Origin of the sequence: Bacteroides cellulosilyticus, assembly GCF_020091405.1 — a bacterium.
Lineage (GTDB): Bacteria > Bacteroidota > Bacteroidia > Bacteroidales > Bacteroidaceae > Bacteroides.
Window position 1 is genome coordinate 3179628 of sequence record NZ_CP081903.1, and the last position, 14060, is coordinate 3193687.

At 41.1% G+C, this 14060-nt stretch carries 5 protein-coding genes; 3 read left to right on the plus strand and 2 right to left on the minus strand.

Going from position 1 to position 14060, the window contains the following annotated elements; all coding sequences use genetic code 11:
* Positions 1-4419: a two-component regulator propeller domain-containing protein gene (locus K6V21_RS11400; RefSeq protein WP_224321830.1), complete on the minus strand. Its 4419-nt coding sequence runs from the start codon at positions 4417-4419 to the stop codon at positions 1-3.
* Between the two features lie 595 nt (positions 4420-5014).
* On the opposite strand from K6V21_RS11400, the gene K6V21_RS11405 reads away from it, so the two are divergent.
* Genes K6V21_RS11405 through K6V21_RS11415 form a run of 3 tightly spaced genes read left to right on the plus strand, consistent with a single transcriptional unit; the run spans position 5015 to position 12559 of the window.
* On the plus strand, positions 5015-8269 hold the full coding sequence (locus tag K6V21_RS11405; RefSeq protein WP_224321831.1) for a SusC/RagA family TonB-linked outer membrane protein: 3255 nt from the start codon (positions 5015-5017) through the stop codon (positions 8267-8269).
* Between the two features lie 18 nt (positions 8270-8287).
* Positions 8288-10273, plus strand: coding sequence for a RagB/SusD family nutrient uptake outer membrane protein (locus K6V21_RS11410; protein WP_224321832.1), 1986 nt, complete (start codon positions 8288-8290; stop codon positions 10271-10273).
* A 21-nt stretch (positions 10274-10294) separates the two neighbouring features.
* Positions 10295-12559 carry a hypothetical protein gene (locus K6V21_RS11415; RefSeq protein ID WP_224321833.1) on the plus strand — a complete coding sequence of 755 codons (2265 nt, stop codon included), beginning with the start codon at positions 10295-10297 and terminating at the stop codon, positions 12557-12559.
* Between the two features lie 476 nt (positions 12560-13035).
* Here the strand turns inward: K6V21_RS11415 and K6V21_RS11420 are convergent, their stop codons facing one another.
* On the minus strand, positions 13036-14001 hold the full coding sequence (locus K6V21_RS11420; RefSeq protein WP_224321834.1) for an IS110 family transposase: 966 nt from the start codon (positions 13999-14001) through the stop codon (positions 13036-13038).
* Positions 14002-14060: the final 59 nt, after the last annotated feature.

Below are 14060 nucleotides of genomic sequence, written 5' to 3' on the forward strand. Positions count from 1 at the left end.
TTATAAGGGAGTACGTAGTTTATTCTCTTTGTATTCCGAAGGCGTCATTCCCATTTGTCTTTTGAAACACTTTCCAAAATATTTAGGATCGTTGAAGCCTGTCATGTAAGCCACTTGTGAAAAGTTATATTCTCCGCTGTCTATTAATTGTACGGCACGTTTAATCCTGATTTCGCGTATGAAGTCCACGGGAGACAGACCGATAATGGATTTTAGCTTCTGATAGAAGACAGAACGTCCTAAATTCAGTAACTGGGCAAATTCGTCGACTGTAAGTTCCGAGTTTTCCATTTGTTCTTCCATTACTTGCATCACTTGCTGCATGAACTGTTCATCGTATGAAATGATCTGAGGTTGCGAGGGGGTCAGTTTCTCTTCCAGAGTGGTTTCCTGGGTATTGTTTAATTTTTCCGACCATGCTTTCCAGTAGATTTCCTGCAATTCTTTACGTTGGTGAAGCAAAGACTTGATACGGATTTTTAGATACGTTGCACTGAAGGGCTTGGTGATATAATCGTCTATCCCTTGTTCCAGTCCTGATATGCGATCATCCAGTGATGATTTGGCAGAAAGCAGAATGATAGGTATGTGACATATTTCTCTGTTCTCCTTAATATTCTTTACCATATCAAGGCCATCCATAGCAGGCATCATAATGTCACTGATAATCAGATCGGGAATATATTCCCGGGCTTGGTCCAATCCTTCTTGTCCATTGGTGGCGGTGATTACCCGGTAACTTTCTGACAAGATATCTGATAAGAAGTTTCTTAGCTCTACGTTATCTTCGACAATTAAGATGGATATGGGGTCTTCTTCATTCGATATCTGATTCGGTTCATTGGCTGTCTCTGAAAGAGTAATGTCAGCCATTGAAGCTATTTCAACCATGGGTCTTATTTCATTTTTCTTTTCAGCGGGGACTGAATTTCCGTCATTCAATATAAACTCTGTATTTTCTCTTCCCTCATAAACTTTTTGATTCATTGGTAATATAACGGTAAACTCGCTGCCTACACCGGGTTGACTTTTTACTTCAATGTTGCCACAATGTAATTCTATCAGTTCTTTAACAAGTGATAGTCCTATGCCTGACGAGGGCTGCAATATGTTGAATTTTACCAATGTTTCAAAGCGTTGGAAAAGTGTTTGCTGTTTTTGAAGATCAATGCCAATGCCTTCGTCTTTTATAGAAACAATTAATCTGCTACTTTCTACATTGGCAATGACGGTGATAGACTTATTGGCCGGAGTGTACTTGAATGCATTGGATAGCAAATTAAAAATGATTTTTTCAAACTTATCCTGATCGATCCAGGTTTCTATAGCTTCCTGGTTTGTTTCCAATTGGTAATTGATATTCTTTTCTTCAGCAATAAGGCGGAAGTTATCCATTACTTTTTGTAATAGGCTGAGGACGTCTGTCTTTTCCAGCAGCACTTTCATTTTTTTATTCTCTATTTTCCGGAAGTCCAATATCTGGTTTACTAAATGCAACATGCGCTCCGTATTCTTGTGCACCAGGGTTAAATGTTTACGGGCATTGGCTGTGAGAGTTTCGTGTTCCAGAACTTCAGTAACCGGACTGGCTATGAGCGTTAACGGAGTACGTAATTCATGCGAAATATCGGTGAAAAAACGCAATTTTATATTTGCCAGTTGTTGTTCAATATTTATCTGATGACGCAACCGGTATATGTAGAGAATGATATAGACGATAGTTGCTGTGGATAACACGAATAATACGACATACAGAATCCATGCCCAGTATGTCTCCCAAAAGGTTGGAAGTACGGTTATAGGCAGGATACGTGCTTTTTCCATCCATACTCCGTCGCTGTTGGTGGAACGTATCTGTAATTCATATTCTCCCGGAGGCAGGTTGATATAGCTGGCTGAACGGCTGTTATCCACTTCATTCCATTTTTCTTCCAATCCTTTCAGACGGTAAGCATAGCTGATTGATTCCGGCGCTACATAATCCAAAGCTGCAAATTGGAAAGTAACATTACGCTCGGATGGTTTCAGCCGTAGTTCTTTCAGATCATTGATATCTAAATTCTGGGAAGTTCCCTGTATTTTAAAACCGGTGAATACAATGGGAGGGGCATAACTACTTTTCTGAAGATGTTCGGGACTAATTTTGAGTATTCCGATATCTGTTCCTAATAGCAATTGATTATTTTCCAGCACAGGAGCTGCCTCTGTAAAGTAAAGCTCTTGTTGCATGTACTTTTTATCATAATATTCAAATGTTTCCTTTTCCGGATTGAAACGGGTGAGTGCATTTTCTGAAATTACCCATAGGCTTCCTTCTTTATCTTCTATCATAGACTGGACGAGGTCAGATGGTAAACCATCTTTTGTCGTATAAGGTTTAAATTCGATGTGTTCACTTAATAGATTTTCAGAAAGGACTTTATTGATTCCTCCGGTAAATGTAAGAATGTAAGTTGCTTTCCTGTTATCTGTGTAGACATAGGTAACATCATTGCTGCTGAGGCTGGATACTTCATCTGGATGGCGTAGATTTCTATAGAAACAGATATCTTCCGGTTGTTTAAATTCACTGGAGAAAGTCAACAAGCCCTCCGTAGTGCAGACAAGAATGGCATTATTAACTTCAGTGATATAGCGTACTTTGGTAAAATGGCCTTTAGGATATTTCTTCAGCCGATTATCATTATGTATGAAACGAATTTCTCCTTCAGCTGTTTCCTCTAATAAATTTAGCCCTCCACCATAGCAACCTATCCAGATTCGTTTCTGGTGATCCTGATAAATACTGTAAATACTATTATTGCTCAAACTATACGGATTGTTTTCCTGGTGAGTAAATTGACGTATCTGAAAATGATCTTTGCTGTCTCTTGTTAATCGGAAAAGACCATCCAATTTACTTCCCATCCAGATGATTCCATTTTCATCTTCCATAAAACAATAGATGTTCTTTTGGAAAGATATGGGCTGTGAACTGATGGTACCTTCGGGGGTCAGATATCCTTTCAAACTTCCATCCGGCTGATAAATTCGTACATATCCTTTTTTGCTGGCTGTCCAAAGCTCATTTTTTTCGTCTATCAGGAAAGCACGTGTCTCAAAACCGGTATCCATAGCTTGCAGAGAGCATGCGTATGTAGAAAATGAGATTTTTGTAACATCCCAGTGATTGCATATCCAGAGATTGCCCTGTTGATCTAAAAAAGAGTTCAGAATAACGGGGGTGAATTTTGTATCAGGATTATTATAATCAGTATAATAAGATTTCAGTTGTTTGTTTTTTCGGTCATAATAAGAGAATCCACCTCTATGTGGGACCATCCACAGTGTTCCTTGCTTATCTTCAAATATCAGGTCGCGGCTTAAGCGTTCGGCTTTCGGCAGGTCTTCTTTCGGAGTAATATAATGTTGCTTCTCTTCTGTTTCTAAATTGTAACGCACTACTCCGGGCATATCGGAGTATAGCCATAATTCTCCGAAGCTATCTTTGAATACAGACAAAACTTCGATGGAGGGATTAGTAGGAGTACGGGGATCTATTAACTGGCATCTTTGATCTTTTGCAAAGTAAATATAGAGTCCGTTGTCTGTGCAAAGTCCTATGCTGTCTTTTCCCAGTCTATTGATAGAATTGATAGTATTGGAGGTTGAAAAGGGCATTTCATGAAATTGAAGTTGCTGTGTCTGGGGGAGATATATTACTAACTGGTTGTTGGCAGATACTAGGTATATATTGCCGTTATCTTCTTTGATATTCTTGAATGGAATATCGGATTCTATTTTCTTTTTACCAATGATAGAAACTCCTTTGTTGGTTAATATCCACTCGTCACCATCGCTATCTTGAAAAATGGAGATTATTTGATCTCCTTTCAGATTCTTCTCTTCGATATTATATAAGGTTATTCCTTCTCCTTCCTGAGCCTTGTATGCTTGTTCGTCGATGCGGAATGCTCCACGATTACATACAATCCAACTTACTCCTTTAGGTAGTGCATAGACATTCTGCACAGCGTAGGTCTGCTGTTTGGGGGTTTCATAAGGGCGTAAGATGTCTATGAATTTTTCCCGGCGGCTATCGAACAGATAGACTCGTGAGTCATAAGTCTGACACCAGATGTCACAGGTTTGTGTCTGTATGATTTTGGCTATGCGGTTACTGGTTAAGGTGCATCCGTCTCCCGGAAATGCTTTATAGTTTTTGAAAGTGTATCCGTCGAATTTATTTAAGCCATTCCAAGTGGAAAACCAGATAAATCCTTTGGAATCTTGCAGGATGTTGGTGACAGACCTTTGTGCCAATCCGTTATAAGCGGAGAAACGTTGAATTTGACAAATTGGTTGTGCGATGGCTACACAAGGGATAAAAAGACAAATCAATATTAAATAATGGACTTGAAATATAATGCACTTTTTCATAGTATTGACTAATTTGTAACTGCTTTGCAAAGATATAAATTATCTGTTTTACTACTATGTATTCTAATAGTAAATGTGGGTGGATTTTCAGCATTTCGGTAAAGGAAGTATGGATGTGGAATTATTATATAGCATATGTGGAATATTTGTTCCCTTAGGTATATTATCGGGCTTGTGACTACCCAGAAAACTGTTTTTAAACATTGTGAACATTCGTTTCCACCTATTGCGATAAATTTTCCCCCTTTACTGTGTTGGTATTTCTGAATTTTGCAACAAAATATTAAAAATACTCTGAATATGAAAAATGCACTAATGATAATTTTTTGTTTTGCGGAATATGAAATAGAAAAATCAAAAATATGGTTTTGTCCTCAAACTATGTATTCTCTTTACGTAAGCAATGTTTTTCGTCTCGCTAATAGTAAAAAACTTCTCGTTTTTGGATATTCTTTAATGTAATAGTAGTAAAAACTATTTAGTTATTTGTCATTAATTATGCCTTGATAAATTGATTTATTTTAAATAAAGGCTTATAAATAATTTAGTTATTGTTTAACCAAGTAATGCTATCATGAAACAAAAAAATGGAAAGATGAAAAGTAGATTACTCCTATTATCGGCGCTGCTATTAATGGTGCCTATCGGAGTGTTCGCTCAGAACATTACAGTAAAAGGTACTGTGAAAGACTCGCAGGGAGAGACCGTTATCGGTGCCACTGTAGTGGAAAAAGGTAATACTTCCAATGGTGTTACCACCAATTTAGATGGTCAGTTTACGATATCTGTTGGTAAGGGTAAGAAATTGGTGATTTCTTATATCGGTATGGAAACCCAAGAAGTGGATGCTATTACCGGAAAGGATTTATCAATTACGCTAAAGGATGATTCGCAGTCACTTGATGAAGTTGTGGTCATCGGTTACGGTGGTAGTAAGGCACGCAGGGACTTGACGGGGTCTGTTGGTTCAATCTCAGGTGCTAAATTGGCTGCTGTTCCTGTGGCGTCAGCCGGAGAGGCGCTGCAAGGTAAGATTGCCGGTGTGCAGGTTACTACGGTCGACGGTGCTCCCGGTGCAGATATCAATATCCGTATTCGTGGTGGCGGTACCTCTTTGAGCGGTGATAACAGTAATCCACTGTTTGTTGTCGATGGTTTTATCGCGGATAACATTAATGATATACCTCCGACGGATATTCAGTCTATCGATGTATTGAAAGACGCTTCTCTTACAGCTATCTATGGGGCAAAGGGAGGTAATGGTGTTGTGTTGGTAACGACCAAATCGGCAAGTGCAGGTAAAATCCAGGTAGAATTTAACACCTATGCACAGTTCAAACAATTAGCAGGGAAAGTTGATTTGTTGAATACTTACGAATTTGTCCGTTATCAGCAGGATTATACGATAGGCAGTAACTCTAAAGTACATCAGTTCCGCGAGGATTTCGGTAATCCGAACGATATGGATCTCTATCAGAATGCAGTGACCCACGATTGGCAAGATGAGGTTATGGGTGGATCTGCACTTTCGCAGATGTATAACGTGACAGTGAAAGGAGGTAGCGAAAAGTTGCGTTTCAGCACTTCACTGACCCATCACGATGAAAGTGGTATCGTGGCAAGTTCCGGTGTTCGTCGTACGAATATGAATACCAAAATCAATGTGCAGATTAGTCCGAAGTTATCAATACTCATTAATCCGCGCTTCTCTTACCGCCGTGATTTGGGTGCTGGAGCAGATGGTATCGGTACGGGCGGTTTGATTGGCGTTCTTCGCTATCGTCCTACCAATGGCCTACGTGAGTTTATATATCGGGATGACGAAACCCTTAATTATAATGACGAAAAATTTTGGATGCTGTCCAGCCCTTTGGATGATATTGATCAGAATTACCGGTTAAGACACCGTTATAGCTTTATCAATCAGGCATCTGTTATTTGGAATGCTTTTAAAGGATTTACTTTCCGCTCGGATATTGCCCAATCATGGGAATTTGGAGAAGATAATCGTTTCTACGGCTATCTAACAAGTACTGGTATCAATAATAACGATAAGCCTGTAGCTTCCATCAGCAACTCTCGTAACGATAAGTATATTTGGACCAATACGGCAAATTATGATTTGAGCTTGGATGATGTGCATAACTTCTCTTTCCTGTTAGGACACGAGGTACAACATCAACAAACAACGAACAAATTCGAATCTGCCCGTTATTTTCCGCAATCCATCATCCCGCGGGAAGCTTTAGCCAATATGGGGTTGGGTACAGCATATCAGGTTACTTCCAGTGTTTCTACAGCGAACCGTATGCTCTCTTTCTTTGGACAGGCAAGTTACAACTATAAGCATAAGTATCTGTTGTCCGCTACGTTCCGTGCCGATGGTTCTACGAAGTTTGCTCCCGGTAATCAGTGGGGGTATTTCCCTTCCATCGCCGGTGCTTGGGTTATCTCAGAAGAAGCGTTTATGGAAAATGTGGATTGGATCAATAATCTGAAACTGCGTGTAGCGTTGGGTATGGCAGGTAATAACAGCATTGATTCCGACCTTTGGAGATATCAATATTCCATAGCATCCAACGGAGGTCCGAGCTGGGGTGAAAGTACGGAGAATGGTGAAACTTATTATGCGTCGAATAGTACTTTCCCGAATACGGAAATTAAATGGGAAACAACTATAACCCGTAACTTGGCTGTCGATTTAGGGTTATTTAATGGTCGCCTCACCATTACGCCGGAGGTTTATTGGAATACGACTCGTGATTTGCTTTATCGGACTTTGATTCCCACCACTACCGGTTACACCCGGCAGATGCAAAATGTGGGGCAGGTCACGAATAAAGGATTTGAATTGACTATCAACGGAGACATCATCCAGAAAAGAGATTTCATTCTGAGTGCGAATTTAACTATGGGCTTCAATAAGAGTCGTGTAGATAAAATCAATGGAGATGATAAAGAACTGTGGACTACTTCCAGTCGTTGGAGTTCAAGTGACAATGACTTTTGCTTGAAAGAAGGTGGTGAAGTCGGTTTGATTTACGGATACGTATATGACGGTATTTATGGGTTTGACGGATTTGAACGCTCTGGTTTCAACTATGTACCTAAAGAGGGAACGGTGAATTGTGATGCCATTTACGGGACTTATCCTGGACGTCCGAAATTCAAAGATATTACTGGTGACGGTATCGTGAATGAAGAAGACCGTACTGTAATTGGTAATACGAACCCGCGCTTGCAGGGAGGTTTCGGATTGAGTGGTCAGTGGAAGAACTTCGATTTTACAGCCAATTTTACCTATATGCTTGGTTTCGATGTGCTCAACTCTACGGCATACGATTTGTCTTCAGCTAATGGTTCCAGTCAGACCAATCCGAAGAATGTGCTCGCCAAATTCGGTTATGATAGTCGTTGGGTATATCATGGAGATATTTACAATACCAATGCTGACGGCTCTACCTCTCTTTATAATAAGGGAGAACCTCTTATCAGTAATAGCCAGCATATTGAATATCTGGATGTATACGAGCGGATTAATTCTGGTAAGACTCTTTGGAATCCGAATGACGTAACAGCAAGATATACACATTCTTACTTTGTTGAGGATGGTTCTTTTCTTCGTTTGCAGGACATTACTATCGGTTACACCCTACCAAAAAAACTGACCCGGAAATGGGGTGTTGAACGTCTGCGTGTATATGCCACTGGATCCAATCTTTTCTGTTTAACCGGTTATAGCGGTTACGACCCGGAAGTAGATATCCAGAGCGGTTTGACACCAAGTGTCGACTACAACCGGTATCCGCGCAGCCACGGTTATCTGTTTGGTCTAAACTTGACTTTTTAACTTTTAAATTGAATGACAATGAAGAAAAATATTTTATACATACTATTCGCTCTGGGAGGGCTGACCTCTTGTTCTGACTTTTTGGAAGTGCAGTCTCCTTCGAGCTTTACCGACGATTATGTGTTTAGCAGCACGGAAGAAGCTAATCGTTTGCTCAACGGTGTCTATACGGCTCTCTGTTCCAACAGCATCTACGGGAACGCTTATCTCAATACGTTTTGCCTGAACAGCGATGTGGAGTTTACTACCAGTACGGCCGAAATGCAAAGTACCAGCCATAATGAATATAAGCTGTTTGACTGCGAAGCGGATGCTAGCAATTTGCTGAGTACTTGGAACGCTGCTTATTCTGCTGTCGAAAAAGCTAATAATTTCGTGAGCGCTGCCGAGCAAAGTGACTTGTATGCCGCAGGAAATGCCGAACTTCTTCAGATGGTTGGTGAGGCGAAGTGCATTCGCGCCATGTGCTACCTTGATTTGGTGATCATGTTCGGTGATATTCCTTTCTCGATGACCCGTGCTTATGATTCTGAAAGTCTGGTGATGCCTATAAGTAACCGGGATGAGATTTTGGCAACGCTTATCGCTGATTTGAAAGAAACAGCATTGCAGATGAACTTTTCCAGCGAGCTTTCCGAAGGGGTAGAACGCTGTTCCAAAGAATATTGTTGGGCGTTGATTGCCCGTATAGCTCTCTATCGAGGTGGATATTCATTGCGTCCCGGCGATTCCAGAACAGATGTCGGTACTATGCAACGTCCTACGGATTATACAGAGTATTATAAAATAGCGCGCGACTATTGCGACTCGGTCATCACATCGGGCACTCATGCGTTGATCAAAGATTACTATAATGTATTTATTGATGAATGTAACTATAAAGTGGCGAGCGGTGATGATCCTATCTTTGAAATTCCTTTTACACGGGATGTTAATGGCGCCATCGGGAATATTCATGGTCCCAGGGGTACAGACTCTAGTGCCGGAGGAACGGAAGCTCCTAATTTATGGGGTACGACCGGTGCCAACGTGCGTGTGAATGCTTTCTATCGTTTTTCTTTTGACAAAGAAGATGTTCGCCGGAATACGATTGGGTATTGGGGATATGACTATGCCGGAACACCGACATTGCTGAACGACTACAACAACTATTGCAACAAATGGTCGAAGTTTTGGGATGAAAACCATATGCAAGGTTATATGAGTGGAAGTAATACCGGCATCAACTTTCCGTATATGCGCTATGCTGATGTCCTGCTAATGTTTGCCGAAGCGGAAAACGAACTGAACAACGGTCCTACAGAAGCTGCGAAATCTGCCTTGAAAGCTGTTCGCGAACGTGCATTCCGCGGTGCCGGCAACCAGGCTGAGATGGTAGATGCATATGTGGATGCTGCCGGTTCGAAGGAAGATTTCTTCCAATTGATTTTCGATGAGCGTGCATGGGAATTTGCAGGAGAAGGATTGCGCTGGAAAGATTTGGTTCGTTGGAATCTCTACAATCAAGTGATATATAAGACTTTCTGGAAGTATTACGGCTATGGAAGTCAGGATTATTCGTATGACTTTGATAATAAGTACGATACGTATCCTACCAATATTTATTATAAAATAGTTGATAACCCGGGGGATGGTAGTTATCCGAATAAGACGCTTCCGGTACTTGAGTTCTTTAAATATGATGACGGAACATTAACCATCGACAATCAATGGGAAAGTTTCGGACTGAATGTAGACAAGATGCCTACAGGTACCGAATGGACTACCAATACTTGGTTCCAATGGTTGGATGACAATACTGGTATTGCTAAAGCACAGTGTCGTTGTTCTTTACGCGGATATATCTACATCGATCAGGAAGGAACGTTGATGCCGTCTGGTATGCCGGAGTATCAAGAAGGTGTAAACCTGAATAATCTTCCTCCGGTTCGCTACATCCTGCCTATTCCGAGTGACGCAATCTCTCGTAGCAATGGGGTATATCAGAATTATTATGGTTATTAACTCAACTAAAATAGAAACAATATGAAAAAATATACAGCATATATAATGGCTCTGTTTGCAGGTGCCTTGTTTGTGCTCTCCGGTTGCAAGGATGATGATGTCGTGGACGGAGGAGAATACAATAGTGAACGTTTGTTCATGCCGATGTTCCGTATGGAAGAAAATACCAATGATAACTCCGATCCCTATGCCTGTGCTATCGCTTCGAAAGCTATTCATAGCACAAGCAACCGCATTAATGATGTCCAACTCTATTGGTATGGTGTGAAAGGAGCAAGCGGATACCGTATCCGTTGCAAAGTGCAAGGTACTGATTGGGATAAAAACAGTGTACTGGATACCATCGTGGGGCCGGAAGTACTTGAGTTTTTACATGAAGACTTGCAGTATAGCGTAGGCTATTCATATGCTATTCAGGCACTTTCATCCAAAGGCGATGCCTATAACTCCAAATGGTATGGAATGGGCGACGGCTCTCATCAGAAAGATTACATGACGATCACTACCGGTGACCGTTATGCGGTGCCGAGTATTTTCTGGGTGGAAGACGTTACCTTCGAATCCGTTCGCGTTTACTTCAACAACACGGTTGAATCTACTTCAGAATATGAGGAATTCATCAAAAACGGTGCCGAGATTGTAGACGGCAAGTGGGTATTTCATGACATACAGATAGTGCCGACTGCCGATAACCCTGATTTGGAGTCTGTCTATCATACCATGACAGAGGAAGACTTTGCTAATGGATATGTAGACTTTGACGGATTCGTTTCCAATGGTTCCTATATTGTTACGGGCAATAACAACAATGTTGCGCGCGTATACGATCGGAACTATAACAAGGCGTTTATGCGCATGCTGGGTGAAGTGGGCGACCCGATTGCCATTCCTGCCATCTATGATGCAGGTGATACTATTATGGCGGCCTACTATAATACGGATAATCTGCAAGCTTCCCGTCTGGATACTATTTTGTCTAATTATATGGGTGACAATACTATCACCGAAGGGCAAGTGTTCTATCTTGAAGGAGGCAAGAATTACTATTTGGCTTCCAGTTTGGCGTTGACAAAAGGGTTGACGTTAGAAACGAATCCGGAAGATTTGGCTGCCGGAAAGGGAAGAGCTGTTATCTATATGGGTGTAGGTACTAGTGACGAGAGTGGTAACTCTGGAAGAGCTGCCAATTTTAATTTGGGACGTAATGCGCAGAGCGGAGCGGAAAATGGTGTTTTGCTTTCTTTCCAGGATATCAAGTTTAATGAAATTAACTTTACCGTACAGAAATTCTACAATTACTTGGATAAAAATGGCACAGGAGGAAATTCGAACTATGCTATTTCTGCCAACTATTTCATGAATATGAATTCGCAAGGTTTGGGATTCACGATGGGTGAGTTGAGTATCACTAATTGTACGTTCAGTGGTATGATACGTGGTTTTATTCGCTTCCAAGGTCCTAATCGTCAAATTATTCAGAGGCTGACAGTGGAGGGCTGCGTATTCCATGATTGCGGTGTATATGATGCTAACGGTCGTGGTTATGCATGGTTTGCCGGTCCTGGAAACCGCAAAGATTCCAACTTCTTCCAGAATCTGACTGTCCGTAATAATACCTTCATTGATAGTCCGCGTCATTCGCTTGTAGGAGAGAATGGTAATTTAGCATGGCCTGCCGGAACGACTTGGAACGTTGTTATAGAGAACAATACATTTGTCAATTTCTCTACTCGTTCCTCAAATTCAGGGCATGGATTAATATTGGAAACTCGTTATGCTCCTCGCGGAAGTAAGTTTACCTTTAAGAAGAATCTCTTTGTTATGGTACGCCAGAACGACAGCGATAATCGTCCATTGAATATGAAGGGTATGCGTATCGATACCAAAGCGATTGAATACGATTTTGCCGACAATTATGCAACCACTGTTCCCAACTGGACTACTTCGAACTTGATTGATGGCTTGTTCAGTAATCGTGCGTTCAGCAACACGAGCGATGGTGCAGGGTATAATAGCGGTGCTCTTAATCTTGGCGGCTATGGTGAAACTCGTATTAAGTTCGGTGACAATCGAAATGAAAATGAAGACGATGCGGTTGGCTATCAATTGACTCCAGCCGAGTTGTTCATGAATTCTGCTCCATTAGCACCTGAAGGTCATAAGGATATGCACCGTTACAATGTGGATGGCTTCTATTATAATTTAACACCGAGGGTCATGGCTCATCCGATTTATACAAAAGGCATTGGTGACCCACGTTGGAGGAATGGCGATGCTTGGAAATAGGTATTAAAATCATAATTTCCTCTTGAAATTTAAAATTTAGGAGGACATTCTTTGCTGGAAAAGGCTGTTCGTGATGAATAGCCTTTTCTTCGTTATACGCCTTGGGGTACACTGTAAGATACAAGTCATGAATGATCTCTGATAGTAAGAACCATTAGCTAATAGCAAGGATAATATGCAGGACGAGCACGCGAAACAAGCAAAGTCCTATAACTATCCGAATGTTTATCAGGTAAAGTCGGAAGATAATATGAGATGAAAGCATACTTTTTTATCCGGGGAAGTCTCACGGACATTATGCTGATGTATCTTCATGGTTGAAACATTAAATTCAGAACCGAAAAGAAATGAACTATAATAAGAAAAATGAATATGGTTAACGATAATTAGCATAGTTATGCAGTTCTCGTACATGAAAAGCTCGTCGGGGTTGATTGCTCACCCCCTTGCCGCATGGTGTTCCCTCCGTAGGAGCTTTATGGCTTCTCGGACTTGAAGCCATCTACATAGAGTTTTTCTTGAGTGACAACAGCAAAGGCTTGCCTTATAAGTTTGTTAGCGACTGCAATGAGTGCTACCTTTCCCGGCTTGCCATTAGATCGTAATCGGTCAAAACATGCCTTGCATTCAGTATTACATCGTAAAGATGCAAAAGCAGCCACATAAAGTTGGCTCCGCAAGGAAGAATTACCGTTACGATTGATGTGACCTTTGACATTGACTGACGTACCGGATTGTTGGTAAGTAGGTGACAATCCCAAGTATCGGGTGAGTTGCTTGGCATTATCAAAGTAGGTGAAGCCTCCCGTAGCCATGATTAACGCAGCTGCCAGCGTAACACCAATACCTTTGATTGAAGTAAGCAAATCCATCTGTTTCTTGTATTCGCTTTGCGCCAGAGAAGCCAACTCCTCTTCCAACCCTTTGATTTGTTTTTCAAGAAAGATAATTGTCTTTTCAATTGTTTTCTTGCATTTAGGGTCAAAGAATGGGAGTACTTCCATGGAGCCTTTCAAGTTCCCAGTTGCTACGAGCTGTTTCTTGAGTTGGCGTATGACCGTCCGTTTTTGCTTCAAGATAAGGATGGTGTCATTACGCAACTTGTAAGATGTTGGCTGCATCTTCTCACCGTACATGGCGATCAAACGAGCGTCTATTTCATCTGTCTTTGTGACAGAAAGCATAACACGGGCAAAGTTTTTAATCTTTAGAGGATTCTCAAGACTAACAGCAATACCCGCTTCTGAAAGTAGATAAACTAGTAGGGCACTATAATTACCGGTTGCTTCCAACACACAGTGGTGTTCCGCTACGGAAATGGTTTGAATAAACTCATGAATGCCTTTGGCAGTATTCTTGAAAGAGTTTGTCCTACTACCTTTAGCAGAAGAATAAGCAACTACGAAAGTCGCTTTGCTGACATCAATTCCAACGTAAGTCATGGTCTTAATATTTTATATTATAACATCTATACATCTTGAGCCACCATTGCAAATGCGGG